Origin of the sequence: Mycobacterium bohemicum DSM 44277, from assembly GCF_001053185.1 — a bacterium.
Classification (GTDB): domain Bacteria; phylum Actinomycetota; class Actinomycetes; order Mycobacteriales; family Mycobacteriaceae; genus Mycobacterium; species Mycobacterium bohemicum.
This window is the reverse complement of the sequence record NZ_CSTD01000001.1, coordinates 840,995-866,130: the sequence shown is the minus strand read 5'-3', so window position 1 is coordinate 866,130 and position 25,136 is coordinate 840,995. Positions and strand designations below refer to the sequence as shown.

Annotated in this window: 29 protein-coding genes and 1 pseudogene; 10 read left to right on the top strand and 20 right to left on the bottom strand. The window is 69.2% G+C overall.

The annotated features are described in order from the left end of the window. Nucleotide 1: 1 nt before the first annotated feature. Genes BN971_RS04280 through BN971_RS04265 form a run of 4 tightly spaced genes read right to left on the bottom strand, consistent with a single transcriptional unit; the run spans nucleotide 2 to nucleotide 4,084 of the window. Nucleotides 2-1,168, bottom strand: a complete 1,167-nt coding sequence (locus BN971_RS04280; RefSeq protein WP_085181644.1) for an amidohydrolase family protein — start codon at nucleotides 1,166-1,168, stop codon at nucleotides 2-4. 50 nt (nucleotides 1,169-1,218) lie between these two features. Then, nucleotides 1,219-2,166, bottom strand: a complete 948-nt coding sequence (locus tag BN971_RS04275) for an SDR family oxidoreductase (protein ID WP_085181645.1) — start codon at nucleotides 2,164-2,166, stop codon at nucleotides 1,219-1,221. Further along, complete coding sequence (locus tag BN971_RS04270; protein WP_085181646.1) at nucleotides 2,160-3,389, bottom strand: cytochrome P450; 1,230 nt, start codon at nucleotides 3,387-3,389, stop codon at nucleotides 2,160-2,162. The genes BN971_RS04275 and BN971_RS04270 overlap by 7 nt, the downstream gene beginning before the upstream one ends. 17 nt (nucleotides 3,390-3,406) lie before the next feature. Beyond that, nucleotides 3,407-4,084 carry a TetR/AcrR family transcriptional regulator gene (locus BN971_RS04265; RefSeq protein WP_085181647.1) on the bottom strand — a complete coding sequence of 226 codons (678 nt, stop codon included), beginning with the start codon at nucleotides 4,082-4,084 and terminating at the stop codon, nucleotides 3,407-3,409. Nucleotides 4,085-4,229: 145 nt separating this feature from the next. Here BN971_RS04265 and BN971_RS04260 point away from each other — a divergent pair, with 145 nt between their 5' ends. Next, nucleotides 4,230-4,715, top strand: coding sequence for a nitroreductase family deazaflavin-dependent oxidoreductase (locus tag BN971_RS04260; RefSeq protein ID WP_085181648.1), 486 nt, complete (start codon nucleotides 4,230-4,232; stop codon nucleotides 4,713-4,715). Nucleotides 4,716-4,733: 18 nt separating this feature from the next. Here the strand turns inward: BN971_RS04260 and BN971_RS04255 are convergent, their stop codons facing one another. The 3 genes from BN971_RS04255 to BN971_RS04245 form a co-directional block, all read right to left on the bottom strand. Beyond that, a complete protein-coding gene (locus BN971_RS04255; protein WP_085181649.1) occupies nucleotides 4,734-5,225 on the bottom strand; it encodes a DUF2231 domain-containing protein in 492 nt (163 codons plus the stop codon). Nucleotides 5,226-5,291: 66 nt separating this feature from the next. Continuing rightward, complete coding sequence (locus BN971_RS04250) at nucleotides 5,292-5,921, bottom strand: hypothetical protein (RefSeq protein WP_085181650.1); 630 nt, start codon at nucleotides 5,919-5,921, stop codon at nucleotides 5,292-5,294. 116 nt (nucleotides 5,922-6,037) lie between these two features. Next, nucleotides 6,038-6,847, bottom strand: a complete 810-nt coding sequence (locus BN971_RS04245; protein ID WP_085181651.1) for a SigB/SigF/SigG family RNA polymerase sigma factor — start codon at nucleotides 6,845-6,847, stop codon at nucleotides 6,038-6,040. A gap of 603 nt (nucleotides 6,848-7,450) precedes the next feature. On the opposite strand from BN971_RS04245, the pseudogene BN971_RS04240 reads away from it, so the two are divergent. The 3 genes and pseudogenes from BN971_RS04240 (at nucleotide 7,451) to BN971_RS04230 (ending at nucleotide 9,507) form a co-directional block, all read left to right on the top strand. Continuing rightward, a pseudogene (locus BN971_RS04240) lies at nucleotides 7,451-8,279 on the top strand (SDR family NAD(P)-dependent oxidoreductase). A gap of 54 nt (nucleotides 8,280-8,333) precedes the next feature. Then, nucleotides 8,334-9,119 (top strand): heavy metal-binding domain-containing protein, encoded by a 786-nt coding sequence (locus tag BN971_RS04235; protein ID WP_085181653.1) that lies wholly within the window; start codon nucleotides 8,334-8,336, stop codon nucleotides 9,117-9,119. Nucleotides 9,120-9,129: 10 nt separating this feature from the next. After that, nucleotides 9,130-9,507: a DUF5073 family protein gene (locus BN971_RS04230; RefSeq protein ID WP_085181654.1), complete on the top strand. Its 378-nt coding sequence runs from the start codon at nucleotides 9,130-9,132 to the stop codon at nucleotides 9,505-9,507. 15 nt (nucleotides 9,508-9,522) lie between these two features. On the opposite strand, the gene BN971_RS04225 is transcribed toward BN971_RS04230, so the two are convergent. The 4 genes from BN971_RS04225 to BN971_RS04210 all read right to left on the bottom strand — a co-directional run bounded on the left by BN971_RS04225 (nucleotide 9,523) and on the right by BN971_RS04210 (nucleotide 11,973). After that, nucleotides 9,523-10,002, bottom strand: a complete 480-nt coding sequence (locus tag BN971_RS04225; protein WP_085181655.1) for a nuclear transport factor 2 family protein — start codon at nucleotides 10,000-10,002, stop codon at nucleotides 9,523-9,525. 5 nt (nucleotides 10,003-10,007) lie between these two features. After that, complete coding sequence (locus tag BN971_RS04220; protein WP_372512077.1) at nucleotides 10,008-10,679, bottom strand: cutinase family protein; 672 nt, start codon at nucleotides 10,677-10,679, stop codon at nucleotides 10,008-10,010. Nucleotides 10,680-10,739: 60 nt separating this feature from the next. Further along, on the bottom strand, nucleotides 10,740-11,192 hold the full coding sequence (locus BN971_RS04215; RefSeq protein ID WP_085181718.1) for a hypothetical protein: 453 nt from the start codon (nucleotides 11,190-11,192) through the stop codon (nucleotides 10,740-10,742). A 109-nt stretch (nucleotides 11,193-11,301) separates the two neighbouring features. Continuing rightward, a complete protein-coding gene (locus BN971_RS04210) occupies nucleotides 11,302-11,973 on the bottom strand; it encodes a TetR/AcrR family transcriptional regulator (RefSeq protein WP_085181656.1) in 672 nt (223 codons plus the stop codon). A gap of 130 nt (nucleotides 11,974-12,103) precedes the next feature. On the opposite strand from BN971_RS04210, the gene BN971_RS04205 reads away from it, so the two are divergent. Both BN971_RS04205 and BN971_RS04200 read left to right on the top strand, forming a co-directional pair. After that, the gene (locus BN971_RS04205) at nucleotides 12,104-12,649 is read left to right on the top strand and encodes a class I SAM-dependent methyltransferase (RefSeq protein WP_085181657.1); all 546 of its coding nucleotides are present in this window, start codon (nucleotides 12,104-12,106) and stop codon (nucleotides 12,647-12,649) included. A 26-nt stretch (nucleotides 12,650-12,675) separates the two neighbouring features. Then, entirely contained in the window at nucleotides 12,676-13,521 is an 846-nt protein-coding gene (locus BN971_RS04200) for an enoyl-CoA hydratase-related protein (protein ID WP_085181658.1), read from the top strand. A gap of 61 nt (nucleotides 13,522-13,582) precedes the next feature. On the opposite strand, the gene BN971_RS04195 is transcribed toward BN971_RS04200, so the two are convergent. The 8 genes from BN971_RS04195 to BN971_RS04160 form a co-directional block, all read right to left on the bottom strand. Further along, a complete protein-coding gene (locus BN971_RS04195; RefSeq protein WP_085181659.1) occupies nucleotides 13,583-15,295 on the bottom strand; it encodes an FAD-binding protein in 1,713 nt (570 codons plus the stop codon). Next, nucleotides 15,292-16,641 carry an aromatic ring-hydroxylating oxygenase subunit alpha gene (locus BN971_RS04190; RefSeq protein WP_085181660.1) on the bottom strand — a complete coding sequence of 450 codons (1,350 nt, stop codon included), beginning with the start codon at nucleotides 16,639-16,641 and terminating at the stop codon, nucleotides 15,292-15,294. Before BN971_RS04190 ends, BN971_RS04195 begins: the two co-directional genes overlap by 4 nt. Before the next feature lie 16 nt (nucleotides 16,642-16,657). Further along, the gene (locus BN971_RS04185; RefSeq protein ID WP_085181661.1) at nucleotides 16,658-18,196 is read right to left on the bottom strand and encodes an acyl-CoA synthetase; all 1,539 of its coding nucleotides are present in this window, start codon (nucleotides 18,194-18,196) and stop codon (nucleotides 16,658-16,660) included. 9 nt (nucleotides 18,197-18,205) lie between these two features. Then, complete coding sequence (locus BN971_RS04180) at nucleotides 18,206-19,078, bottom strand: enoyl-CoA hydratase-related protein (protein WP_085181662.1); 873 nt, start codon at nucleotides 19,076-19,078, stop codon at nucleotides 18,206-18,208. Nucleotides 19,079-19,092: 14 nt separating this feature from the next. Further along, complete coding sequence (locus BN971_RS04175) at nucleotides 19,093-19,332, bottom strand: biotin/lipoyl-containing protein (protein WP_085181663.1); 240 nt, start codon at nucleotides 19,330-19,332, stop codon at nucleotides 19,093-19,095. Further along, nucleotides 19,325-20,308 (bottom strand): alpha-ketoacid dehydrogenase subunit beta, encoded by a 984-nt coding sequence (locus BN971_RS04170; protein WP_276011371.1) that lies wholly within the window; start codon nucleotides 20,306-20,308, stop codon nucleotides 19,325-19,327. The genes BN971_RS04175 and BN971_RS04170 overlap by 8 nt, the downstream gene beginning before the upstream one ends. A gap of 21 nt (nucleotides 20,309-20,329) precedes the next feature. Next, on the bottom strand, nucleotides 20,330-21,268 hold the full coding sequence (locus BN971_RS04165) for a thiamine pyrophosphate-dependent dehydrogenase E1 component subunit alpha (protein WP_085181719.1): 939 nt from the start codon (nucleotides 21,266-21,268) through the stop codon (nucleotides 20,330-20,332). Nucleotides 21,269-21,350: 82 nt separating this feature from the next. After that, on the bottom strand, nucleotides 21,351-22,214 hold the full coding sequence (locus tag BN971_RS04160; protein WP_085181665.1) for a mycofactocin-coupled SDR family oxidoreductase: 864 nt from the start codon (nucleotides 22,212-22,214) through the stop codon (nucleotides 21,351-21,353). Nucleotides 22,215-22,418: 204 nt separating this feature from the next. Here BN971_RS04160 and BN971_RS04155 point away from each other — a divergent pair, with 204 nt between their 5' ends. Then, complete coding sequence (locus BN971_RS04155; RefSeq protein WP_085181666.1) at nucleotides 22,419-23,651, top strand: CaiB/BaiF CoA transferase family protein; 1,233 nt, start codon at nucleotides 22,419-22,421, stop codon at nucleotides 23,649-23,651. Nucleotides 23,652-23,746: 95 nt separating this feature from the next. Here BN971_RS04155 and BN971_RS26245 read toward each other — a convergent pair whose 3' ends face one another. Beyond that, nucleotides 23,747-23,875 carry a YbbN family protein gene (locus BN971_RS26245; RefSeq protein ID WP_264028530.1) on the bottom strand — a complete coding sequence of 43 codons (129 nt, stop codon included), beginning with the start codon at nucleotides 23,873-23,875 and terminating at the stop codon, nucleotides 23,747-23,749. A gap of 120 nt (nucleotides 23,876-23,995) precedes the next feature. Here BN971_RS26245 and BN971_RS04150 point away from each other — a divergent pair, with 120 nt between their 5' ends. From BN971_RS04150 to BN971_RS04140, 3 genes are read left to right on the top strand one after another with little or no spacing between them, the layout of a single operon-like run. Then, nucleotides 23,996-24,265 (top strand): metal-sensitive transcriptional regulator, encoded by a 270-nt coding sequence (locus BN971_RS04150; RefSeq protein WP_085181720.1) that lies wholly within the window; start codon nucleotides 23,996-23,998, stop codon nucleotides 24,263-24,265. 38 nt (nucleotides 24,266-24,303) lie between these two features. Then, nucleotides 24,304-24,726 carry a DUF302 domain-containing protein gene (locus BN971_RS04145; protein WP_085181667.1) on the top strand — a complete coding sequence of 141 codons (423 nt, stop codon included), beginning with the start codon at nucleotides 24,304-24,306 and terminating at the stop codon, nucleotides 24,724-24,726. Between the two features lie 7 nt (nucleotides 24,727-24,733). Continuing rightward, nucleotides 24,734-25,099, top strand: a complete 366-nt coding sequence (locus BN971_RS04140; RefSeq protein WP_085181668.1) for a carboxymuconolactone decarboxylase family protein — start codon at nucleotides 24,734-24,736, stop codon at nucleotides 25,097-25,099. Nucleotides 25,100-25,136 lie beyond the last annotated feature (37 nt).

Below are 25,136 nucleotides of genomic sequence, written 5' to 3'. Positions count from 1 at the left end.
CTCAGATCCCCAGGAAGTGTCGGACGTTGCCGCTGACGACGCGGACGGCGTCCTGGGGGCCGACGGCGTCGACCACCGCGGCCAGCGACCGCTCCGAGTAGCCGAACGTGCTTTCGTTGTGTGGATAGTCCGACGACCACATCACCTTGTCGATCCCTATGTCGTCGATTTGGCGCAGGCCGAGGCCGTCCACCATGAACGAGGCGCACATGTGCGCGTCCCAGTAGTGCCGGATGTCGTGTTCCGGCTGGTGTTTGAGCATGTGCCGGTAGGAGGCCAGCACGTGCTCGGCGTCTTGCAAAGCCGTTGGCACCCAGGCGATCCCGCCCTCGAACCAGCCGACGCGCAGCCCGGGATGCCGGTCCAGGATGCCGCCGAAGACGTACTTGGAGAACATTTCCCGGAACGAGTCGATGTTGACCATCATGGCCACCGCGACGCTGTTGACCTCGCTCGGGATCTTCGGCTGGCTCTCCCCGATGTGATGGGCGACGGGCAGGCCGGCGTCCTCGATCTCGCCCCACACCGCGCTCATCGCGGTGCTCGAGAAGTCGATGGGCTGGCCGTTGTCGTCCAGGCCGGGGCTGATCGGCATCAGAAATGTCTTGAGCCCCAGCGACTTGAGTTCGGCCAGAGTGCGCCGGGCGCCGCGCGGGTCCCACCAGTTGATCAAACCGACGCCGTAGCAGTGGCCGTTCGAGCGCTCCTGCACCTCGGCGATGTGCTCGTTGTAGATGCGGAAGATGCGCTCGCGCAGATCGCGGTCGGGGTAGTGGAACAGCGCCAGCACCGCGTTGGGGAACACCAGTTCCTTGTCGACGCCGTCGTCGGCGAGCTCGCGCAGGCGCGCCTGGATGTTGTTGCTGACCGCGCCGGCCAGGTCGTCGTACTGCATGAGCACCGCGCTGAAATCGCCGACCACCATCGACTGGCCTGGGCGCCCGAGCAGGTAGGCGCCGTCCTCGTACCAGATCCGCGGCGCGTAATCCTTCAGGTCGTCCGGGAAGCGTTCGTAGAAGATGTCGTCGGCCACCGAGATGTGGTTGTCCGCCGAGAACACCTCCGTGCCGGCGGGCAGCCCGGTGCTGGCCCCGGCGGCGCGACCGTGGCGGTGCTTGGGCGCCCCGATCACGCCGTCGGGATACAGGGTTCCAGTCGGGGGTGGCATCAGCGTCCCTTTCCGTCGATGACCTCGATCGCCGTCACGTTCTCGTGACGCTAGTCCTCCCACCGGACACCGGTGAGTTCTTCCGAAAGCCGCCACAGCTGGGCCCGGTCGGCGTCGCTGCGCGCCAGGGCGGGCACGCCGGCGAAGGTGACTCCGCCCCGGGCGGTTTCGTAAAAGCCGCGCGGACCGTAGTAGCGGGCTCCCGCGGCGTCCGGTGAGACCGCCCCGTAGAGCGTCGGCTTGATGCCCTCGTCGACGTCCAGCCACACGAACGGCACCAGCCGCCAGGTCAGGCGGGTGAACCGCGCCTGCAGGGTGGGCTTGCTGCGGCCGTAGGAGGCCCCGCTGAGGAGGTTGGTCTTGCTCAAACCGGGATGGGCCGCGTTGGACATCACCCCCCATCCGGCCCGGCGACTGCGCCGGTCGAGTTCGAACGCGAACATCAGCTGCGCGAGCTTGGCCATGCCGTAGGAACGCATCGGCTGGTAGGCGCCGCGCGCGTTGGGGTCGCGGAAATCGAGGGCGCGCTGGGTCGCAGCCAGGCTGCTGACGGTCACCACCCGCGCGGACGGCGCCGCGCGCAGCAGCGGCAGCAACCGGCCGGTGAGCGCGAAGTGGCCCAAATGATTGGTGCCGAACTGCAATTCGAATCCGTCGCGCGTCTCCAGCCGCTGCGGCGGTGTCATCACGCCCGCATTGTTGACCAGGATGTCGATCGGGCGGCCCTCGGCGGTCAGCTCGTCGGCGAGCGCCGCGACGCCGGCCAGCGACGCCAGGTCCAACTCCTTCACCGCGAGCTTGGCAGACGGCAGCTCCCGGCGGATCGCCGCGGATGCGTCGTCGCCCTTGGACTTCGTGCGAACCGCCAGCGCGACGTCGGCTCCCGCGGCCGCCAGCGCCCTCGCCAGGCCGAATCCCAGACCGCTGTTGGCTCCGGTGACGACGGCGTATTTGCCGGACAGTTCGGGTATTTCGAGGCTCAGGTCGGGCTTCACCATGTCACGGGCAGCTCGTACAGGCCGTAGGCCAGTGCGTCGTGCTTGAACGGCAAGTCGTCCACCGGCACCGCGAGCCGCAGCGTCGGCACGCGGCGCAGCAGGGTGGGCAGGACGATCTGCAACTCCATCCGGGCCAGCTGCTGTCCGACGCACTGGTGGCGACCGTAGCCGAAGCCGACGTGCGCGCCGTCCTCGCGGCCCAGGTCGAGCCGGTCGGGGCCGGGGAACTGCCGGGTGTCCCAATTGGCCGGCGCGACGTCGAGGATGATGCCCTCGCCGGCGCGGATCGTCTCGCCGCCGACCTCGATGTCCTCGATGGCGATGCGGCGTTGCCCGGTCTGGATGATGCTCAGGTAGCGCATCAATTCCTCGACGGCGACGGCGATCACCTTCGGGTCGTCGGCGTCGCGCATCAGCGCCAGCTGGTCGGGGTGGTCGAGCAGCGCCGCGACGCTCAGGCTGATCATGTTGGCGGTGGTCTCGTGGCCGGCGATCAGCACGCCGGTGGCCAGCTGCGCGGCCTCGCGCACGCTGAGCTCGTCGGCGTTGACCCGCTCGGCGAGGTCGGACACCAGATCCTCCGACGGGCTGTGCATCTTGGTCCGTACCAGGTTCGCCAGGTATTTCGCCAGCGACGCGGCGCCCTGGGCCGTGTCCTCCGCGGTGGCGTAGCGGCTCACGCCCCGCTGGGCGTGGGTTTGGAAGAAATCCGCGTCCTCGTAGGGAACGCCGAGCAGTTGGCTGATCACCAGGGAGGGGACGGGCAGCGCCAGGGTGCTGACGATGTCGCCCGGCTTGGGGCCGGCCAGCAGCGCGTCGATGTGGTCGTCGGTGATCGTGCGCACCGCCGGGCGCAGCGCCTCGACCCGTTTGAACGTGAACGGCTTTGACAGCATGCGGCGGAAGCGGGTGTGCTCCTCGGCGTCGGAGGTGAACACCGAGCGTGGCCGGGTGTGGACGGTTGCCAGCATGCCCTCGTTCCAGTGCGGGTAGCCCGGCAGCCGGTCGTCGACGCTGGCCCGCGCATCGGTGAACAGCGAGCGGATGGCGTCGTACCCGTGGATCAGCCAGGGCGTGCTGCCGTCCCAGATCCGGACCCGGCTCAGCTGCCGGGTCTCGTTGAGCTCCAGCACCTTTGGCGGCGGGGCGAACGGGCAGCCCGGCGCCCGCGACATCGGGAACTCCGGGATGCCGGCAACGGGTTCGGCGGACAGTTCGGTCATCGTGCTCCTCGGGTCGGTTATCGGCTTGCCGCGCCCACGTGTACGGGCGCGCGCCACAGCCCGACGATGGCGTCGATCAGTCCTTCCCCGGCGACCGGCCACGACGACCGCGACCGCGGCCCGTGCTCGGCCAGCGCGGCCTCGTGTTCGGCGCAGGTGTGCATGAGCAGGTTGCGGACCATGACGATGCGTTCCGACCGCACCCGCCTGGGCAGGTCCGGCAGGCAGCGGTTGATGCCCTCGATCGTGCGCACCAGCAGCGGTGAGGTCAGCGCGTCCTTGGTGACGACGTGCCGATAGGCGGGATCGGCCATCGCCTGCGCGGCGAACCGCGCATACCAACTCGGGGTGCCCAGCGCGTCCAGGTGATCGGTGAGGGGGCGCACCAATGCGCCTACCCAGTCGCGCAATTCACCCGAGTCGCCGATGTCGGCGAGCATCCGGGTGCGCAGGTCCTCGATCGGTTTCCGGTGCTTGCTCTCGATCGCGCGCAACAGGTCGGTCCTCGTCCCGAAGTGGTAGCACGCCGCGGCGTTGTTACCCTGCCCGGCCGCCTCACTGATCTGCCGGTTGGACACGGCGTACATGCCCCGCTCGGCCAGCAGCACCTCGGCGGCCGACAAGATCGCCTCGCGGGTGCTTGCCGACCGGTGCGAGCGGGCCATCCGCTGCGCGGTCATCGACCCAGTGAACACCGCCGCAGCGATTAAATCAAGCAGTTTATTTACGTGGCGCACACCTCGGTCCGCGACGAGCCTGCCGGCGCCGAAACCCGCAGCCGTCATGCTGATTTCACCGGCGGACCGCCCGCACCCGCGGCGCCGACATTAGAGTCATGCCATGAATCCGCTAATGCGGGCGGCGCGAAACCCGACCGTCTATCGCGCGATGATGGTCCACGGCGCCGGGATCGCCGAACGCCTCGAAGCGCTGCTCCGGTTCGCCAGCACCGGGCGGTTCGGCGTGTTGGATCTCCTCGGGCTGCCCAACGTCCAGATCACCACCTCCGGCCGCAAGACCGGGCTGGCGCGCACCGCGACGGTGCAGGACGTGCCGTCCCGCGGCGGGCTCTTGGTCGTGGGGTCCAACTGGGGGCGTCCGCGCCACCCGTCATGGTCGGCGAATCTCATGGCGAGCAAAAGGGCCACCGTCCGCAGGCGCGGCCGCCGCTTCGTTGCCACGGTCAGGTTGCTCACCGGGGAGGAACGCGAGGAGGCGTGGGCCGCCGTGCTGGCGCGGTGGCCGAACTATCAAGTGGCGCAGGATCTGGCCGGGGCCCGGGTGTTTCGGCTCTTCCTTCTCGTGCCGATGGCGTCACCCGCATGACCGGGCCGACGCCGGCGGCTAGCCCCCGTGCGCCTTCTGCAGGTGTGCGACGTCGCCGCCCCACACCGACTGCGCCCCGGCGTCGCCGACCCGGTAGATCTGGACCATCGATGCGATGCCGACGGCAAGCGTCACGACCACCACGATGACTTTGGTTGCCCGCCCGCCCTTTTCAGAGCGGCGTTCGCTCAGGCGTAGGACGGCCAGCCCGATGGCGACAGCCAGCAGGGCGGCGGAGAAGTAGATCATCAATTCCCCGCGCTCGGCGTGCTCGCGCAGGATCGGGCTCGGGCTCACCCGCAGGTCGTAGAGCCACTCGCCGGCGTTGATGGTCACCGGCGTCAAGACCATGTTGGCGGTTGCCAGTATCAGCGTCAGCCACAACAGCGCGCCGCGGCGCGCTGCCGGCCAGCAGGCGCACACGATCTCCAGGGCGGCGATCAGGGGTACCAGGACCACCACGAAGTGCAGCAGAAGGGCGTGAGCCGGCAGGCCGCCGATGATGGTCATGAAAACTCCTTGCGGTGATCGGCGACCGGGCCGGGCGTCGGCCCCGTGTGCGCGCCGGCCGGTTGCTCAGCTAAGACCCTTCTTGACGGCCGCGTCCTGCTTCTGGCCGACATCGGTCACGAAGTCCGGCGGCGCGAGCATGTCGCGCGGGCCGTCGAACTCCAGGCTGACGAACGCCTTGCCCTCCGTGAACAGAAGTAACGTCACGCCCTTGGAGCCGTCCGGGGAGTTGCCCAGCAGGGTGGTCCCGCCGGTGCCGACGCTCGACGGCTGCGTCGTGGGGTTCTTGATGACGTCGGCCTGCCCGCCCTTGGCGGTGTTCAGGGCGTCCGTGGCCGCGCCGGGGTCCGGAAGGACCTGGATGGTGTCCTTGATGACGCGACTGCCGTCGTCGGTGCTGAACGTCGTCGCGGCGCCCGGTTTGCCGTTGGGATTGCTGACCGGGGGGGTGCCCGTGAACGGAATCGGTGCGTCGATGTCGCTCGCCTGGATCAAGAGGGCGACATAGGGGCTCGCCTGCCCCGATGCCGACGGCGCCGACGGCGACGAGGCCGGCGCCGAGCTCGAGGCGCTTGTCGCGGTGCCGGCCGAGCTCGACGTCGTCTTGGGAGGCGCCGACTTGCCGCCGCAGCCGGCCACCGACGCGGTCACGGCCGCCGCCGCGAGGCAGGCCAGCAGTGTCTGCGAAGTCCTCATCACATCGTGCTCCCGTCCAGACCATCCGGCGACACCGGGCGGATCGCCACGAGACGCACAGTACATCGGTTGGTCCGGGCGAGGTGTCACCGGAAGGTTCCGGCGCGGTGCGGGAGCTAGCCGAGTTGGTCGCGCAGGCAGCGCAGGGTGCTGGCCAGGATCCGCGAGACCTGCATCTGGGACACCCCGATCCGCTCCGCGATCTGGCTCTGCGTCATCGACTCGAAGAAGCGCATGCGCAGGACGTCACGTTCGCGCTGGGGGAGCCCGTCCACCAGGACGCGCACCGCCTCCCGATTGGTGATGTGTTCGATCTGCGGATCGACCTCACCGACCGCGTCGGCGACCAGCCGCGGCGTTCCCGAACCGTCGGCGCCGATCGGTGCGTCCAGCGAGTCCAGCCGGTAGGCGTCGCCGGCCACCAGGCACTCGATGATCTCCTCGCGGGGGACCTCCAGCGCCTCGGACAGCTCCCCGGCCGTCGGCGCCCGCCCCAGCTTCTGCGCCAGCTCGCCGGTTGTCCTGCTGATCTGGACGTGCAGCTCGCGCAACCGCCGCGGGACGCGCATGCCCCAGCTGTAGTCGCGAAAGTAGCGGCGGACCTCGCCCATCATGGTGGGGACGGCGAACCCGATGAAGCTCGGACCCTTGTCGGGGTCGAATCGGTTGACGGCATTCATCAGGCCCAGGCGCGCCACCTGCGTCAAGTCCTCCAGGCCTTCGCCGCGGCGGGCGAAGTGGCTGGCCACATGGTCTGCCAGGGGCAGGCAGCGCGTCACGATGCGCTCCCGCTGCCGGCTGTACTCGTGTGACTCGGCCGGCATTTGGCGCAGCGCCACGAACATATCGAACACGTCGTCGTAGGAATCGTCGGACTGCCTGCTCGCGGGACGAGCCGCGACGGGGGCAGTTATCAAATCGGTCATCGGCGCAAACGCTCCTCGGGGCCCGAGGCATCGCGGAAAGACTTACACGCCAACAGAATTGGAAACTGCTGGCACGCATTTCTGTCGGTCGTGTGCAGCGAGACGACGCAGCTGTGCGTCGACCTCCGCTACACCCATGGCACGACGCCGGGGTGGAAAATCAACAGCCCACGCATTACCGAAAAGGAGGCGACAAGGGTTTGAATCGCCGAGCCATTCCCAGCACTCGTGTGGCTGGCTGGCCGCTTTGAGCTAAACGGCGAAAGGGTCCTGACGGACTCCCGTTGACTATACGCCTGTTGTACCGACGCCGCGATCGCTGGCCCCCGACCGCCGCGGCGCCGCCGATCGCGGTTCGGCGTGTCCGCCGCACAGCAAATCCTTCGGCCCTCCGCCAGCTGGGTCTGCCAGCCCGGTGGCAAACGAAGCCCAGCCCTGCGACGGCGGCCCGTGACGTCATCGGGCAGGGGGCGCGTCCGGCGCGGTTCTCATTTCGTCGCGCGCTGGGTACTGTCGGCTGATGTCGATGACCGTTGCCGAGCCCGCGGTGCTGGGTCACCCGTCAAACAGCCTCGGCCGCAACACATTCCGGTGCCCGATCCGATGACCGGGCCGCCGCTGCTGGCGGGGCGCGGGGCGGTGGTGTCCGGCGGGAGCCGCGGCATCGGGCGCGCGGTCGCCGAACTGCTGTGCAGCCTGGGCGCGGGGGTGGTCGTCAACGGGCGTGGGCGAGGCCGACGCGGTGGTCGGCCCCGCCGGCGAGGCGCGAGTCGCGCGGGCCATGGTCGACGGAGCAATCAGCGCGTTCGGGGCCCTCGACATCCTGGTCAACTGCGCCGGCATCCCCGAGCCGCCCGGCTCATCGATCCTGACCATCTCCGCCGACGACTTCGACCGCCTGATCGAGGCCCACCTCGGCACGGCGTTTCACACCTGCAGGGCCGCGGCGGAGGTGATGGCGCGGCAGGGGCGTGGGGCGATGATCAACACCGGCTCGGTGGCCTTCCTCGGCGACTACGGCGGCACCGGCTACCCGGCGGGCAAGGGCGCCGTCAACGCGCTGACGATGGCGATCGCGGCGGAACTGAAGGGCTCTGGGGTGCGGGCCAACGTCGTGTGCCCGGGGGCCCGGACGCGGCTGTCCACGGGGGTCGAGTACGAAAAGCACATCGCCGACCTGCACCGCCAGGGTCTGCTCGACGAGGTGACGATGCGCGCCTCCCTCGACAGCGCGCCGGCCGCGTTCGTGGCGCCCCTGTACGCCTACCTCGCGAGCGACCTGGCGCGCGACGTGACCGGCCGCATCTTCGTCGCGGCCGGCGGGTTCGTCGGCAGCTTCGACCGGCCCACGCCCCGGCTGCTGGGCTACCGCGACCATCGTGACGCCGAACCGTGGTCGGTGGCGGAGTTGCACGAGATGATCGGCGCGTAGCGGCCTACGCTAGGCCGGGACCTCACCGAGGGTCCCCAGAAAGGTGTCCCGACGATGCAGCCCAATCCGCTCGACCCGGTCGCCAGCGAACGCCTGTCGCACGCCGGCAAGGTGTTCACCTCTGATCTCTCGATCAACGAGTTCGCGCTGCTGCACGGCGCGGGGTTCGAGCCGATCGAACTCGTGATGGGCGTTTCGGTGTACCACGTGGGCTATCAGTTCACCGGGATCAGGCAACAGTCGGAGCTGCCGGTGCTCACCGAGGCCACCTACCGGGCGCGCTGGAACGCGATGTCGCGGATGCAGGCCGAAGCAGATTCGCTCGGCGCGGACGGGGTGGTCGGGGTCCGCCTCGACTGGCGGCATCAGGGCGAGGGTGAGCACCTCGAGTTCATCGCCGTCGGCACCGCCGTTCGCTACACCCCGAAGCCGGGGGCTTACCGGCGGGACACCGGGCAGGCGTTCACCAGCCACCTGTCCGGCCAGGACATGACGACCCTGCTGCGCTCCGGTTACGCACCGGTCGCCTTCGTGATGGGCAATTGCGTGTTTCATGTTGCGGTGCAAGGCTTTTTGAAGACGCTCAGCCAGGTGGGGCGCAACGCCGAGATGCCGCAATGGACGCAGGGCAACTACCAGGCGCGCGAGCTGGCGATGTCACGCATGCAGAATGAGGCGGAGCGGGACGGCGGAAACGGCATCGTGGGCGTGCACTTCGCTATTTCGAACTACGCGTGGGGACTCCACACGGTTGAGTTCTACGCCGCCGGAACCGCGGTGCGCCGCGTCGGTGAGCCGCAAAACCTGACGCCGTCGTTGGTCCTGCCGCTGAGCGACTGAGGGGCGATCGATGACGGGTTTCGACCACGAGCGCGTCAGCCGCGCCGTCGGTTCGGCCCTGGCCGGTCCGGGCGGGGTGGCACTGGTGGTCAAGGTGTTCTGCGGCGTTCCGGGCGTGACCTTCACCCCGGCACGGCGGGGATTTTTCCGGTCGCAGCCGGAGCGGACCCAGATCGGCGACTGGCGCTACCAACTGACGCCCGACGGTCGCCTGAGCGCCGCCCACGTCGTGGGCGGCGTCGTGCTCGCCGAGGAAGTCCTGTCCGCCGACGCGGTCGGTCCGCACATCGCCCGCGCGCTCGGGCAGGTGGTGCGCGGCTACGGCCCGACGATCGTTCCGCACGTCGAGGCCGCCCTCGAGGTGCTCGAAACCGCGCGCGGGTACTGATTTTCGCGCGGGCGTTCAGCCCGGGTTCTGCGGCTGCGTCTGGTCGATCGACACCGCCCACCGCCGGAAGCGCCACGCGCCGCCCTGCTTGACCGCGGTGAAGTCGTAGCGGCCGGTCAGCTCGGCCACGGGCGGGCCGCCGTCCTTGATGGCGAAAACCTGGACGTAGCAATGGCCCGTCGCCTCGTCGGCGGTCTGGCCGGCGAACCAGAACGAGTTCAGCGCGTGTCGCCGCTGGTTGTTTTCCGCCTGGAACGCCGCCTTGCGGGCCGCGAGCAGGCTCATCACGGTGTCGACGTCCTCGGACAGCGTCATGCCCTCGTGGATCAGAACGAGCTCCGGGGAGTCGGTGAACAGCGCCCGGAATTCGTCGAGCCGGTTGTCGTCATAGGTGTGCGCGTAGGCGCCGAGCAGGTTGATGATCGCCAACCGGTCGGCGACATCGAAGTCGACGCGGCCGACGTCGCCGTCCGCGGGCTGCCCGTCGACCGCCATACCGACTAGATCCGGGTGGCGGCGAAATCCGCTGCCTGATCGACCATCCCCGCCTCGACGTAGCGGCGGTGCGCGAGCGGGTCGCCGCCGCCGCCGGCGCAGACGGGATCGCCGGGCACGCACAGCTCGATGGTCTTCGGCGCATACAGCGGGCCCACCGTCACGGGCGGCTCGTTGATGATGCTCATGAACTCGGTGGAGGGCTTGCCGAACAGCGTCACCGCGGCGACGTGGGATGCGACCTCCGCCGGCATCGGCTGCAGCGCCTGCATCAGGTGCACGCCGTCGGGGACCGCGTTCGTGGTGACGAAGCCCATCACGGCCGCGCCCTGGGAGTAGCCGCCGAGCACCATTTTCGTCTTGGGACAGGCGGTCGCCATGTGCTCGACGTGGCTGCCCGCGTCGGCGATGCCGTCGACGGCCGTGGGAAAGTCGGTGGTCGCCGGGTAGTTGACCGGATAGACGCCGAGCGACTTGCTACCGACGTGGGACCGAAGCGTGTCGACGAAACTCTGACCGACGCGCCCGACGCCGGGCGGCTCGGTGGTGCCCCGGGCGAACACCACTTCGATGTCGGGACACGGCTCGGCGGCGGCGGGCGGGGCGGGCGCGCTCAGTAGCACCGATGCGGGCGCCACCGCGGCACAGATCAGACCGCTGAAAAAACGTGGCTGCACGTGCGGAATTTTGTCACAGGGCGGCGAGGGTCGCGCGCCGAGCGGCGACGCGATACCGCCTCACGCGGTGCCGTGCTGGCCGCCGCGTTGCCGGTGCAGGAGCGCCTCGACGGAGCGCACGACGCCGCGGAACGCGTACACGGCGGCCACGACGCACAGCAGGATGAGCACGACGAACATCGGCAGCCAATTGCTCCGGCTGTGGTTGACGCCCCACCAGATGACGGTGAACAACAGCGCGCACAGCAGCAGGACCATGTCGCGCCAGTTGCCGCGGTAGGACGTCGCGGCCAGCCGCAGCGCGCGAGTGCGGTCCGACGCCACGATCAGATCGTCGACGCGTTCGTCGATGGTGCGTTGCAGTTCCGCGCGCCTGTCGGCGGCTTCCGGCGGCAGCCGCTCGAGCAGCTCCATGTCCTGCTTGATCAGCGCCCGGTAATCCGGACCCCTGAATTGGCCGGCCGCGATCGCCAGCATCACGCCCCCGAAAACCGGCGCGCTGTTCAGCGCCATCTGTCCCACACCCACCACGTTTGCTCCTACGGTCTTCGTCAACGTCGGTTCGTTGAGGATCGCCGAACTGGGGTGCGGGATCAACCGTCCGCGCCGGGCGCGGCCGGCCTCAGGACGCCTTGACGGGGCGACGGCGCGTCTGCGGGGGCGCCGGGCTGCGAAGCGGGTCCATCGCCCGCACGATCTGCGGGTAGGCGATCGCCGGCCCGACCCAGCGCGTCAGGTAGCGCCGCAGTTCGTCGCCGCCGCGCGGCGGACGGCCGGGATCGGCGAGGAAGGAATGCAGCACCCGCAGGCAGAATTCGCTCAGCTCGTCCAGGCCCGCTTCGTCGAAACCGTACTTCTCCCAATCGATCTCGTAGCGGTGCAGCATCGAGCGCCCGAACGCCAGGGCCGTGTCGGAGATGATCGAGACCTTCTGGCCGCCGCGCTGGCGCTGGTTCAGCACGAACTCGACCTGGTTGTCCGCGGCGAGCTGCTCGATCGCGAACGCCATCCCCTCGGTCATCGCGACCACCGGATCGGTCACGCCCTTGAGGTGGTCGGCCATGTGGTCGAGGAACCCGTCGGCCGAGCGCATCGCGGTCGCCACCTTGAGCGCCTCGGTGCCGGGGAAGTAGCGATAGACGGTCTGCCGCGTCACGCCCAGGGCCCGCGCCACGTCGGCGATCCGCATCGCCGGGCCACGCTCGGCGATGATCCGGTCCGCGGCGTCGAGGATGCGCTCGATGGCCTCCTCGTCGGAGGCCGGCGTGTTACCTCCCCACCCGTGGCTGCGCATGCGTCAGCCGGCGGCGCGGGGGTAGTCGATCAACTCCACCGCTGGATCATAGCGTTTGCGCCGCTGGTGAAGGCCGTGGCGGCGGCCCGACGGTGCCGGCCGCGCCTGGGCGCGCCTTAGGGTGACGGCTATGGCCGATGCTGACCGGCGCCGCTGGGACGAGCGGTACGCGACTCTGGGGCTGCCGGCGGTGAACGAGGTTGCGCCGCCCGACATTCTGACCCGCCACGCCGAGACGTTTCCCACCGCGGGGCGGGCGCTCGAGCTCGCCTGCGGGCGGGGAGAGGCGGCCGTGTGGCTGGCCCGGCGCGGGCTCGAGGTGCACGCAGTGGACGTCTCCGCGGTCGCCGTCGATCAGGCGCGAGAGCTGGCCCGGCGCAACGGCGTTGGCGACCGGTGCCGCTTCGACGTCACCGATCTCGACGACGGCCTGCCGCCGGGCCCGCCCGTCGACGTCGTTGTCTGCCACTTGTTCCGGGACCGCCGCCTGGACCGGGCGATCGTGGAGCGCCTCAAACCGGGCGGCGTGCTCGCCGTCGCCGCGCTCAGCGAAGTCGGGGGGACGCCGGGGCCCTTTCGTGCGGCGGCCGGCGAATTGCCCGCCGCGTTCGCCGAGCTCGAGGTCCTCGCCGCCGGCGAGGGTGACGGGCGGGCGTGGCTGCTCGCCCGCCGATGACCGTCGAGCCCGGTAAGGTCCCTGGGATGGAGCGTCGCGTGCTGGAAGCGATCATTTACGAACGCGAGCCGCCGATCGCGCGAATCATCCTCAACCGGGTCGACAAGGCGAACACCAAGGACGCGGTCCTGGTGACCGAGGTCGACGATTGCCTGCGCGAGGCCGACCGCGACAACGAGATCAAGGTCGTGATCCTCAAGGCCAACGGCAAAGGCTTCTGCGGAGGGCACGTCGCCCGCTGGGGCCCGGACGAAAACCCTTATCCCGATTTCGGAGACACGTTCGAGTCGCTCTACAAGGGCACGGCCGACCTGTTCCTGTGGCCGACGTTGTATCTGTGGGAGTTCCCCAAGCCGACGATCTCGCAGATTCACGGCTATTGCATGGGCGGCGGCATCTACCTCGGGCTGCTGACCGACTTCTGTGTGGCCTCCGAGGACGCGTATTTCCAGATGCCGCTTGCCCAGAGCCTCGGCGAGCCGGGCGGGCACACCATGATCGAGCCCTGGCTGATGATGAACTGGCACCGCACCATGGACTGGTTGCTGCTCGCGCCGACGCTGTCCGCCCAGCAGGCCCTCGACTGGGGTCTGCTCAACAAGGTGGTGCCGCGCGAGGACCTCGAGGCCACGGTCGAGGAGATGGCGCGCAAGATCTCCCAGATCCCGCTGACCACGCTGATGGCGGTGAAGAACAACGTCAAGCGCGCGTGGGAGTTGATGGGCATGCGGGTGCACCTGCAGGTCAGTCACATCCTGACGAACATGGTCGGCGCGGCCTCCGACGTCCAGGCCCGGCGCGCCGAGCTCAAGGAATCGGGCATGAAGCCAAGGGATTTCGTCGAGCGCGACGAGGATTCGGAGCCGACGTGAAGCCGGCTTCACGTTGGGTGCCGAACGTGAAGCCAGCTGCACGCTCGGCGCGCGCCGGCGCCTAGCGGCTCATCTCGCCGGCGACCTTGCGCCCGGCCGCGTGCCGCGCGGCGACGTAGCCGAACACCATCGAGTTCGCGATGCTCGCCCCGGCGCCGGGATACGTCCGGCCCATCACCGTCGCGGTGGTGTTGCCCGTGGCGTACAGGCCCTCGATCACGCGGCCCTGCTCGTCGAGGACCCGCGCGTATTCGTCGGTGACGACGCCGCCGCAGGTCCCGACGTCGGCCGGGAACACACGCGTCGCGAAGTAGGGCGCGCGGTCCAGCGGGCCGACCGCGGCGTTGGGCCGGTGCCCGGGATCGCCGAGGCAATCGTTGTACGCCGACTGCCCCCGGCCGAAGTCGGGGTCGAGTCCCTTGGCGGCGAACCGGTTGAATCGCTCGATGGTTCTTGCCAACTCGTCGGCGGGCAGGTCGATCTGGCGGGCGAGGTCGGCGATGGTGTCGCCGCGTTTCACCGCGCCGGTCTCGATCAGTTCGGGCGGCAGTTGCCGATCCCGACTTCTCAGCGACTTCAGCGGATTGGCACTGGTGACGTACCTGCGCACGTAGCCGTCGTCGAAGACCATCCAGCAGGGCACCGCCTTGTTGGCGTACATGGCCTTGCCGACCTCGACGTAGGAGTTTGACTCGTTGCAGAATCGGCGCCCGGTCGAGTCGACGTAGATCGCGCCGGGCCGTTGCCGCCCCGACCCCAGCGAGGCGGCCGCCGCGCCCCCGTTGGCGATGAAAACCGATGGCAGCCACCAGGCCTCGTCGAGCAGGTCGGTTTGCGCGCCGAGCCGCATCGCGGCCTGGAGCACCTCACCGGTGTCGCCGGCGTTGGCGATCGACCACTTCGCCTCGTTGGGCTGGTCGCCGCCGTAGCGCCGGCGCATCTCGGCGTTGTGGCCGAAACCTCCGGCGGCCAGCAGGACGCCGCGGCGCGCCTCGACGTCCAGCGAAGCCCCGTCTCGGGTGATGCGCACGCCGGTCACCCGGCCGTCGTGGACGATGAGTTCCTGCAACGCCGCGTTCGTCCACAGCGGGGGCCGGCCGTCGCCGAGGTCGATCAGCGCCTTGAGCATCTGGGCGATCAGGGAGGCGCCGTTGGTCAGGATCTGGCGACGACGGGCCCGCGCGGCCGCGGTGCGCAGGAAAACCTTGGTGGCGACGGCGAACGCGCGCGGCGAACGGTTGAAGTATTGGACCGAGCGCAGCTCGTTGGTCAGCACGAGGAAGCCGTAGTTCTTGGCCAGCGGCGGCTGAACCTTGTCCCTCCAGTCGCCCAATTCCGCCGCGTCGAAAGGGACGCCCTCGACGGCGCGGCCGGCGGCGTTGCCGCCCTTGTGGTTCGGGTAGTAGTCGCTCCAACCGTCGCACCGGATCAGCCGGACACCCTTGCGGACAAGGAAATTGATCATCTCGTAGCCGGCCGTGAGGAACATCTCGCGGCGCTCGGGTGAGGACGCCGCGCCGATGTCGCCGACCACGTCGGCGAGGTAGGCCAGACCGTCCTCGTGCGAGTCTGCGACGCCTTCGGCGCGCATCAACGGGTTGTTCGGCAGCCACACGATGCCCCCCGACAACCCGGTCGAACCGCCGACCAGGCCCTGCTTTTCGATGATCAGCGGCTCGAGTCCGCAGTCGACGGCCGCCAACCCGGCGACCATGCCGCCACCGCCGCTGCCGGCGATCACCAGGTCGACCGAACGGTCCCACCCGGCGCTCATCGATCGCCCCCGCCGAACCCGAGATCGGCGATCGGCACGTCGATGGTGGTGTTGGTCTTCTGGATCGCCGGGACCAGCGCCTCGTAGGGCAGCCCGGCCAGGAAACCGTCGACGACGCGCTCGAAGTTCGAGATGAGCCCCTCGATCCGGTTTGACAGCCGCATGTACTCGAATCCGCGGCTGTGCAGCCCCTTCTGCTGGCGGGGCAGGTTGGAGAAGTCCTGAGCGGGAATGGGCGGCCAACGCGGGTCGTCGGGCGGCATCGGCGTCGGTGGAGTGGGCTTGGCGGTGACCTGGTCCGGCGGGATGCGGGTGAGCGACCAGATCTCGAACAATGTCTCCTCCGGGCCGAGCGGGCGAATACGGTAGGACGACGCGCTGCTGTACTGGGGCAGCAGAAAGTAGTGGGGGAACAGAAAATTGATCGCCTCGGTGATGCCGCGGCGCTCCAGCTCGTTGAGGTCCGGCATGTCGCAGCCTCGGGCGCGGTGCCAGGCGACGATGGCGTCGTTCAGGGTATGGCGCCAGGTGGTCATCGCCGCGGCCGGATCGGCCGGTAACGCCATGGTCTGCAGGCCCTCGGCGATGCGAATGTCGTTCGCGTGGGTCATTCCGGCCATGCCCTGCCCGAGGGTGCGCATGAAGTACAGGTTCGTCTGGGCCAAGCCCGCTTTCGAGGCGGTCGGTTGCGAGGACGGCAGCAGCTGGGGGTGCGTCTGCGGGACGTGGTAGCCCTCCATGAACGCCCCCATCGCCAGCTTCCAGTTCACCGGCAACCGACACGCCTCCCACCACTCGACCCGCAGCGACTCGACCTTCCAGGCGTCGTAGACGGAGGCGAACGGCTCGAAGCAGTCCCGCAGCGGCGGCGCGCCGTCGTCGAGGTTGATCCACGCGCATCCGCCCCACAGCTCGCAGCGGACCGGCGCCAGGCGAAGGTCGTCGGGGTTCAGATTGTGCTCGTCGAATTCCTCGGGGCGCAGGACGAAGGTGTTGCGGCCGTCCACAGACCAGCACCAGCCGTGGAACGGGCACACAAAGGTGCGCCGATTGCCGTTGCCTTCCACCAGTTTCACGCCGCGGTGGCGGCAGGCGTTGTGGTAGGCGCTGACATTGTCGGCGTCCACCCGGACGACGATGACGGACTCGTCGAGGATCTCGTACTCGACGTAGTCGCCGGGCTTGGGGATCTCCTCGAGCCGGCACGCCATCTGCCACACGCGCGGCCAGAGCATCTCGCACTCCATGGCGTAGAACTCGGGATCGTAGTAGCGCTGCTTGGGTATCCGGTCGGGCGTTTCGACCGCCCAGGGCACCGGCAGGGGTGTCCAGTTCACGCGTGCCATGAGTTCCCCTCGTTCTTCACACGATTCGCGATGTCCGGCCCTGCCAGTACCGCTCGCGGATCCGTCTCTTGTACAGCTTTCCGTTGGGGTCCCGCGGCAGTTCGGGCGCGAACTCCACGGTCCGCGGGCACTTGTAGCCGGCCAGCCGGGCGCGACAGTACTCGATGAGCTCGGCCTCGAGGTCGGGGCCGGCCGCGGCCGCGTCGACCGGTTGCACGACGGCCTTGACCTCCTCGCCGAACTCGTCGTTGGGGACGCCGAACACCGCGGCGTCGACGAGCTTGGGGTGCATCACCAGGATGTTCTCCACCTCCTGCGGGTAGATGTTCACCCCGCCGGAGACGATCATGAAGGTCGAGCGGTCGGTGAGGTAGAGGTATCCGTCCGCGTCGACGTAGCCCATGTCGCCCAGGGAGCGCCACCCGCGCTCGTTGGCCACCGACGCGGTCTTGGCCGGGTCCTTGAAGTACTCGAACGCCGGTCCGCCCTCGAAATAGAGCTCACCGGTCCCGCCCGGCGCAAGCTCACTGCCGTCCTCCGCGACGACGTGCACCGGCGACATCGGCCGGCCGACCGAACCGGGGTGGGCCAGCCACTCCTGCGGCCCGATGGTGGTGCCGGCGAATCCCTCTGTGCCACCGTAGTATTCGTGGATGATCGGCCCGAACCAGTCCATCATCCGGTGCTTGACGTCCACCGGGCAGGGCGCGGCCGCGTGGATGACGCAGCGCAGGCTGGAGACGTCGTAGGCGTCCCGGACGGCCCGGGGCAGCTTGAGCATCCGCACGAACATCGTCGGGACGAACTGCGCGTGCGTGACCCGGTGGGTGTCGATCAGCCGCAGCACGGCCTCGGCGTCGAACCTTCCCATGATGATCGACGCGGCGCCGACTCGGTTGACCGCCATGGTGTAGTTGACCCCGGCCGCGTGGTAGAGCGGCGCGGGGGAGAGGTAGACGCTGCCGGCGTCCATGCCGTACTTGTGCGTGAGCGCCAGCTCCAGCACCGCCTGAGCCCAGGACCCGTTGCCGTCGGCGGGCAGGGGACGGCGAACCGCCTTGGGCCGTCCCGTCGTTCCCGACGAGTACAGCATCTCCGAGCCGTCCGATACCGGTGGTGCCGCGCCCGCGGCGGCGAGCGCGGCCTCGTAGCCGCACCAGCCCGGCGGGGGGCTGCCGCCGACGGCGATGCGCACGTCGACGCCGGTGTTGGCGTCTCGGACATGGCCGGCGAGGCCGGTCATCGAGGAATCGACGAACACCGCCCTGGCGTCGGAGTCGTCGATGACGTAGGCGACCTCGTCGGGCGTGAAGTGGGTGTTGACGGCGGTGTAGTAGAGCCCGGAAAGCTGGCATCCCCAGGTGATCTCGAGGAACTCCGGCCGGTTCGGCAAGACCACGGCCACGCCGTCGCCGCGGCGCAGCCCGGCGGCGTGCAGCACGGCGGCCACGCGTCGGCTTCTGGCGTGCAGGTCGGAGAAGGACAGCGTGTCGCCGCCCGCGACGATCAGCGCCGGCGAATCCGGTGCGCGCTCGGCGTGATCGGCGATGTTCACCCGCGCGGCCTAGGCGGTCGGGGCGCCGTCGGTCGAGGCCGCCGCGGCCGCCTGGCGCCGGGCCTGCTCGGCCGGCAGCACTTTGTCCTTGAACACCTGCTGGATCAGCTCCTGCACGTCCTTGCTGATGGACGCCAGCGCGACCAGGTCGTTGGAGCTCTGCCAGTGCACCCGCATGCCCATCAGCTCCCAGGCCCGCTTGAGGTTGGCCTTGGTCGCCAGCAGCGTCGTCATCGGGGCCTGCGCGATGTGGCGGGCGATGGCCTCGACCCGGTCGTCGAGTTGGTCGCGCGGCACCACCTCGTTGACGAGCCCCACCTCCAGCGCCTTTTTGGCGTCGATCACCTCGGCGAGGTACAGGTAGTACGCCGCCCGCCGCCAGTTCATGAAAACCCATGGCTCGATGGAACATTCGCCCGACGGCATCCCGAAGCCCTGCAGCGGGGGATAAGAGAAGTACGCGTCCTCGGCGGCGATGACGATGTCGGTGGTCAGCCCGTAGTGGGTGCCCCCGCCGACGCAGTACCCGTGCACCTGCGCGATGGTGGGCTTGGAGAACTCCCAGAGGTTCAGGATCGGCTTGACGAACAGGTCGGTCTGCGGCTTCCACGGCGTGCCCATCACCTTGGCGCCCTCGACGAACGCGGGGTAGTCGACCGCGTTGTTGCCGATGGCGTGTCCCGAGCAGAAGCCCTTGCCGTTGGCCTTGAGGATCAGCACCTTGATGTCGTAGTCGCGGTCGGCGTCCAGCAGTGCGGCGTCGACCTCTTCGGCCAGCTTCTGGTCCTGGGCGTTGGCCTTCTCCGGCCAGTTGAGGATGACGCGGGCGATCGCGCCCTCCTTCTGATAGATGATTCTTTCCCGGGTCTCGTTGAGATCCATGCGCGTACCTTTCGCTATCCGGAAGTGATGACGCCGATTTCGGCGCCGATGTCGTAAACGGTGCCGACCCGGCCGGTCCAGTGCACGGTGCCCGACGCCCCGGCCTCGATCTCCTGTTCCACTTTCTCGGTGGCGATCACGTAGATGGGGGTGCCCGCCTGAACGTGCCGGCCGGCCTCGACGAGCAGACCGGTCAGCTCGGCTTCCGACACGGCCACCGATACCCGCGGAATGCGAATGACGAAGTCAGCCATGGACTCCCGCCCGGTGCAGGGTCCGCTGCGCCGCCGCCACGATGCTCGCCGGCGACGGATACATGTGCGCCTCCAGCGTGGCGGCGGCCGGGTTGGGCACGAATCGGGCGGCGACGCGCTCGACGGGCGCGGCCAGCTCCCCGAACAGCTCGGCGTGCAGGATCGCGGCGACCTCGGCGCCCGGGCCCGCGAATTGCACCGCGTCGTGGGCGATCACCGCGCGCCGGGTGCGGCGGACGGATCCGACGATGGTCTCGACGTCCAGGGGCACCAGCGTGCGCAGGTCGAGGACCTCGGCGCTGATCCCCTGCTCCTGCAGTGTCGCAGCCGCGGCGAGCGCCTCGTGCACGCAGCGCCCGAAGCTGATCAAGCTCACGTCGGTGCCGGGCCGCTTGATGTCGGCCCGCCCCAGCGGAATCGAGAAACCCGGGTCGAGGGGAACGGGTCCCTTCCTGCCCTGCAGCCGGATGGTCTCGACGAACAGGCACGGGTCCTCGTCGAAGATCGCCGCGGTCAGCAGCCCTTTGCCGTCGCGGGGCGTCGAGGGCACGATCACCTTCATCCCCGGGATGTGCATGAACCACGCCTCGAGGCTCTGCGAATGCGTTGCCCCCGTTGCCAATCCGGCATACACCTGGGTGCGGACGGTGATCGGCGCCGACGTGCGCCCGGCGGTCATGAACCGCAGCTTGGCGGCGTTGTTGATCAATTGGTCGGCGGCGATGCCGATGAAGTCCATGATCATGATCTCGGCCACCGGCAGCAGGCCGTCGATGGCGGCGCCGATCGCCGCGCCCAGGATGGCGGCCTCCGAGATCGGGGTGTCCAGCACCCGTTCGTGACCGTACTTCGTCGACAGCCCGGCGGTCGGCCCGGACGCGCCCGGGTCGGCGATGTCCTCGCCCAGCAGGAACACCCGGTCGTCGGCGGCCAGCGCCTGATCCAGAGCGAGGTTCAGCGCCTCGCGCATCGTCATCTCTTTGACGTCGTCCACGGCTCACACCGGAAAGGCGATGGGGTTGGCGTACACGTCGCGGTCGAGTTCGCCGATCGACGGCGCCTCGGCGTTCATCACGGTGGCCAGGGCGTCTTCCACCGTGGCGAGCGCCCGCTGTTCGATGAGGTCGAGCTCGTCGGGGCCGCAGAGGCCGGTGTCGGTCAGGTGGCCGCGGAACCGCGGCACCGGGTCGGCCGCGATCGCCTCCGCCAGTTGCTCTTTGGGGATGTAGGTCATCCGGTCTCCGAAGTAGTGGCCCCGGAACCGGAACGTGACGCACTCCAAAAGGGTTGGGCCGCCTCCGGCGCGGGCCCGGCGCAGCGCGTCTTCGAGCGCCGACCGCACGGCCAGCGGGTCGTTGCCGTCGACGCGCACGCCCGGCATGCCATAGCCCGCCGCGCGGTCGGCGACGCGCTCGATTTTCATGGTGTCCGATGTCGGGGTCATCTCGGCATAGAGGTTGTTCTGGCAGACGAACACCATCGGCAGGTCCCACAGCGCCGCCATGTTCGCCGCCTCGTGGAACGATCCGGTGTTGGTGGCGCCGTCGCCGAAGCTGACGACCGTGACGCGGTCGAGGCCCTTGCGTTGGGCGGCCATCGCCAGCCCGACGGCCACGGGTGGGCCGGCGCCCACGATCCCGGTCGACAACATCACCCCCTTGTCCGGATTGGCGATGTGCATGGTGCCGCCCTTGCCACGGCTCGCCCCCACGGTGCGGCCCATCATCTCGCCGTAGATCTCTTCCAGCGGAACGCCCTTGCCGATGAGGTCGTGCAGCCCGCGATAGGTCGTCACCAATTGGTCGTCGGGCCGCAGCGTCACGCCGATCGCGGCGGCGATGGCCTCCTGGCCGCGGGACGGCCAGTAGACGCACAGGAACTCGCCGGTGCCGATGCCCTTGGACAGCCGGTCGTCGGCCGCTTTCATGAGCACCATCAGTTCGTAGAGGCGACGCTCGACGCCCGCGTCATCGCCGCCGCTCACCGATTCCCTCCGCTTCGTTGCACGACAACGTGATTCATGCACCCGACCAGGGCTTGACCTTGAGGAAGCCGCCGGCGTCGACGCGCAACTGCTGGCCGGTGATGTAGCGTGCGGCATCCGAGGCCAGGAACAGCACCGCCTCGCTGATGTCCTCCGGCTCGACGTAGGGGACCGGCATCGCCTGCACCAGCGGGAAGATCGGCTCGGCGTCGGCGCGGGTCGGGTCTTTGAGGTCCGGCCGAAACGCGCGGTACATCGGTTCGCTGTGCAGCATGTCGGTGTTGACGTTGGTCGGGTGCACCGCGTTCATCCGGATGGAGAACGGGGCCAGCGCGAGGGCGAAGTCGTTAACGTAGTGTGCCGCAGCGATTTTCGCGAAAGCGTAGCCGGCGCCGCCCGGGCCGCCGTCGATGCCGCTGGTGTTCATCGACGACATGAAGGCCGCGTTGGACCCGATCACGATGATCGACGCGCCGGCCTGCAGATGCTTGAGGCCGGCGTGCACCAGGTTGAGCACGCCGACGAGGTCCACGTCCACCGCGTCGGCGAAGGCTTGCGGCGGCAGGCCGGCGGTCAGAGGGCAGATGCCCGCGTTGGCGACCACGATGTCGAGGTGGCCGAACTCGGCCACGCCCGCATCGAGGGCCGCGGCCAGGGCGACGCGGTCCCGGACGTCGGCGATCGCCGTGTAGGCCCGCTGCCCTTCCTTCTCGACGAGCCGGGCGGTCTCGTCGAGGTCCTCCGGCCGGGCCAGGGGGTACTTGTTGGTCTCGATGTCGGCGCAGAGGTCCACGGCGATGATGTCGGCGCCTTCGGCGGCGAGCATCCGCGCGTGGGAACGCCCCTGGCCGCGCGCCGCCCCGCTGATCACGGCCACCTTGCCGGTCACCCTGCCCATCGTCGGCCCTTCATCATGCCGTGACGGGGTCGGACTACGTTGCAGCGCAGGCGGATTCGCTCACCGCGTCGCGGGTCAACTCTGTCCAACGGTCGGCTCCATCGCATCGCTTCCGCGGAAAACCTGCCGGGCTATCGGTATCCCCTACAGTAGCTAGAATATCTAAAATAGCAAGGACAATGGAACGGCCCCAGGGGGTTGGCGATGGCAGGCACGAGCGGTGGCGTCCTTGCAGGTGTCCGGGTTGTCGAGTTGGCGTCGTGGACCTACGTGCCCTCGGCCGGCGCCGCGCTGGCGGACTGGGGAGCCGACGTGATCAAGGTCGAGGGCGTCGCCTCGGGTGACCCCGGACGCGCCCTGGTCGTCGGCGGCTTCACCCGCGCGGCGGCCCGTCCCGACGCTGACTTCATCCTCGAACTGGGCAACCGCGGCAAGCGCAGCATCGCGGTCGACATCAAGTCCGAGCGGGGGCGCGAGTTGTTCGGCCGCCTGCTGGCCAGTGCCGATGTGTTCCTGACGAATTGGCTGCCCGGCGCGCTGGAGCGGGCACGGCTGACCGTCGACGACATCCGCGCGTTCAACCCCCGCATCATCATCGCGAGGGGGACCGGGCTCGGGGTGCGTGGCCCGGACCGGGACCGGGGCGGGTTCGACGCCGCCACCTATTTCGCGCGCGGCGGCGTCGCCTACACCCTGACGCCGTTCGGATCGGACACGCCCGCCGTCCAGGGTCCGGGCTTCGGGGACCTCCAGGGCGGGGCGACGCTCGCCGGCGGCGTGTGCGCGGCGCTGTTCCACCGCGAACGCACCGGCGAACCCACTATCGTCGATTCCTCGCTGCTGGCCCAGGCGATGTGGGCGATCGCGCCGTCGATCTGCGCGGCCGACTTCTTCGACATCGACGGGATCCCGGGCGCACCGCCCGGATTGGCCATCAACCCCCTGGTCAACCGGTACAAGACCAGGGACGGCAGGTGGATACAGCTGGTGTTCCTGCAGCCCGACAAGTTCTGGGCGGACTTCTGCCGGCGCATGGGACTGCCGGAGCTGGCCACCGACGAGCGATTCGTGCCGTCGAGCAACCTGATCGCCAACGCGGGCGCGGCCACCGAGATCTTCAACAATGCCTTCGCCGCCCACGACCTGGCGCACTGGCAGAAGGTGCTCGAAGACGAACCGGGGGTGTGGGGCGCGCTGGCGACGCCGCGGGAGACCCTGAACGACCCCCAGGTCGCACCCAACGGCTACGTGGTGACCAACGTCGATGACCACGGCGAGAAATACCGGATCGTCGCCGCGCCCGTTCAATTCGACGAGACTCCGCCGGGACCGGCTCGGGCCCCCGAGCACGGCCAGCACACCGAGGAAATCCTGCTGGAGCTCGGCGTCGAATGGGACGACATCGCGGCGGCGAAGGACCTCGGGGCGATCCTGTGACGCCGGTGCGGACGCCGCGCTTGGCCGTCAGGACGCCTCCCGGGCGGCAACCTCGGCGCGCACGGGGTTCATGTCCAACGCCTTGACCTGCGCGATCAGGTTGTCCAGCGCGGCCGCCAGTTCGGGCTCGGCCTGCGGTACCCGGCCCAGAAATCCACCAACACAAGGGGATTGTCGACGATTGCCGACCCGAAGTTCTCATGGGTGAGGCTGACCGTGCTCATGTCTGTTCCTTTCGGGTCGGCTGTACGCTCGTGACAGCTAATACCCCATGGGGTATATTTGGAATGGCAGCTCATACCCCCCTGGGTACTATGTGGCTAACCCTAGGAATGGAGGACGCAGTGATCGGAGACGAAGACAGCATTGCGGCGGTGCTCAACCGGCTGCGCCGCGCGCAGGGGCAGCTCGCCGGCGTGATCTCGATGATCGAACAGGGCCGCGACTGCAAGGACGTCGTCACGCAACTCGCGGCGGTTTCGCGCGCGCTCGACCGCGCCGGGTTCAAGATCGTCGCGACCGGACTGCGGGAATGCGTGACGGGCAAGGCGGCCGACGGTGGGGCGCCGCTGAGCGAGGCCGAACTGGAGAAGCTGTTCCTGGCGCTCGCCTGAGCGGCCACACAAACCACGGACCACAAGGAGACACAGACATGGACCTCGGAATCTCGACCGCGCTGCACACATCGTTCGACGACGCCGTCGTGCGGACCCGCGAGGCGCTCGCGGCCCAGGGTTTCGGCGTGCTGACCGAAATCGACGTGCAGGCCACGCTGAAGGCCAAGCTCGGCCACGACATGGAGGACTACCTGATCCTCGGCGCCTGCAACCCGCCGCTGGCGCACCGCGCGATCGACGCGAACCGCCAGATCGGGTTGCTGTTGCCGTGCAACGTCGTCGTGCGCGCCGACCCCGACCACGACGGCACGGTTCTGGTCGAGGCGATGAACCCCGCGATGCTCGTGGAGGTCACCGGGGAGCCCGCGCTGCGCCCGGTCTCCGAGGAAGTGACCGCCAAGCTGCAGGCCGCCATCGCCTCGCTCAGCCGCACCGCGCCCGTCGGCGCGGGAGAGTAGTCGAGCCATGTCGCACCACCAGCACCATCACGAGGTCCTCGCCGACCTGCTGCCCCAGCACCGCGAGCTGCGCAAGCAGATCCCGGACGTCTACAAGGGCTTCGCCGAACTGAGCGGCGCCGCCCTGGCCGACGGCGCGCTGAGCCGGAAGTTCAAGGAACTCATCGCGCTGTCGATCGGGGTCGTCGAGGGGTGTGACGGATGCATCGCGTCGCACGCCAAGGGCGCGGCGCTGGCGGGCGCCACCCGGGAGGAGGCCGCCGAGGCGATCGGCGTCACCTTCCTCATGCACGGCGGACCGGCCACCATCTACGGCGCACGCGCGTACGCGGCCCTCTGCGAATTCGCCGACGCCGCGACGTCGCGCGAGTAAGTGGGGCCGGCCCGGCGCCGAATGGCACTATCCCGGG

Bases quoted from the DNA above. Each gene is read 5' to 3' on its own strand.
- BN971_RS04280 (WP_085181644.1), bottom strand. From the start codon at position 1,168: ATGCCACCCCCGACTGGAACCCTGTATCCCGACGGCGTGATCGGGGCG.
- BN971_RS04275 (WP_085181645.1), bottom strand. From the start codon at position 2,166: ATGGTGAAGCCCGACCTGAGCCTCGAAATACCCGAACTGTCCGGCAAA.
- BN971_RS04270 (WP_085181646.1), bottom strand. From the start codon at position 3,389: ATGACCGAACTGTCCGCCGAACCCGTTGCCGGCATCCCGGAGTTCCCG.
- BN971_RS04260 (WP_085181648.1), top strand. From the start codon at position 4,230: ATGAATCCGCTAATGCGGGCGGCGCGAAACCCGACCGTCTATCGCGCG.
- BN971_RS04255 (WP_085181649.1), bottom strand. From the start codon at position 5,225: ATGACCATCATCGGCGGCCTGCCGGCTCACGCCCTTCTGCTGCACTTC.
- BN971_RS04250 (WP_085181650.1), bottom strand. From the start codon at position 5,921: ATGAGGACTTCGCAGACACTGCTGGCCTGCCTCGCGGCGGCGGCCGTG.
- BN971_RS04245 (WP_085181651.1), bottom strand. From the start codon at position 6,847: ATGACCGATTTGATAACTGCCCCCGTCGCGGCTCGTCCCGCGAGCAGG.
- BN971_RS04235 (WP_085181653.1), top strand. From the start codon at position 8,334: ATGCAGCCCAATCCGCTCGACCCGGTCGCCAGCGAACGCCTGTCGCAC.
- BN971_RS04230 (WP_085181654.1), top strand. From the start codon at position 9,130: ATGACGGGTTTCGACCACGAGCGCGTCAGCCGCGCCGTCGGTTCGGCC.
- BN971_RS04225 (WP_085181655.1), bottom strand. From the start codon at position 10,002: ATGGCGGTCGACGGGCAGCCCGCGGACGGCGACGTCGGCCGCGTCGAC.
- BN971_RS04215 (WP_085181718.1), bottom strand. From the start codon at position 11,192: ATGGCGCTGAACAGCGCGCCGGTTTTCGGGGGCGTGATGCTGGCGATC.
- BN971_RS04210 (WP_085181656.1), bottom strand. From the start codon at position 11,973: ATGCGCAGCCACGGGTGGGGAGGTAACACGCCGGCCTCCGACGAGGAG.
- BN971_RS04205 (WP_085181657.1), top strand. From the start codon at position 12,104: ATGGCCGATGCTGACCGGCGCCGCTGGGACGAGCGGTACGCGACTCTG.
- BN971_RS04200 (WP_085181658.1), top strand. From the start codon at position 12,676: ATGGAGCGTCGCGTGCTGGAAGCGATCATTTACGAACGCGAGCCGCCG.
- BN971_RS04195 (WP_085181659.1), bottom strand. From the start codon at position 15,295: ATGAGCGCCGGGTGGGACCGTTCGGTCGACCTGGTGATCGCCGGCAGC.
- BN971_RS04190 (WP_085181660.1), bottom strand. From the start codon at position 16,641: ATGGCACGCGTGAACTGGACACCCCTGCCGGTGCCCTGGGCGGTCGAA.
- BN971_RS04180 (WP_085181662.1), bottom strand. From the start codon at position 19,078: ATGGATCTCAACGAGACCCGGGAAAGAATCATCTATCAGAAGGAGGGC.
- BN971_RS04175 (WP_085181663.1), bottom strand. From the start codon at position 19,332: ATGGCTGACTTCGTCATTCGCATTCCGCGGGTATCGGTGGCCGTGTCG.
- BN971_RS04170 (WP_276011371.1), bottom strand. From the start codon at position 20,308: ATGACGATGCGCGAGGCGCTGAACCTCGCTCTGGATCAGGCGCTGGCC.
- BN971_RS04165 (WP_085181719.1), bottom strand. From the start codon at position 21,268: ATGGTGCTCATGAAAGCGGCCGACGACCGGCTGTCCAAGGGCATCGGC.
- BN971_RS04160 (WP_085181665.1), bottom strand. From the start codon at position 22,214: ATGGGCAGGGTGACCGGCAAGGTGGCCGTGATCAGCGGGGCGGCGCGC.
- BN971_RS04155 (WP_085181666.1), top strand. From the start codon at position 22,419: ATGGCAGGCACGAGCGGTGGCGTCCTTGCAGGTGTCCGGGTTGTCGAG.
- BN971_RS26245 (WP_264028530.1), bottom strand. From the start codon at position 23,875: ATGAGCACGGTCAGCCTCACCCATGAGAACTTCGGGTCGGCAATCGTC.
- BN971_RS04145 (WP_085181667.1), top strand. From the start codon at position 24,304: ATGGACCTCGGAATCTCGACCGCGCTGCACACATCGTTCGACGACGCC.
- BN971_RS04140 (WP_085181668.1), top strand. From the start codon at position 24,734: ATGTCGCACCACCAGCACCATCACGAGGTCCTCGCCGACCTGCTGCCC.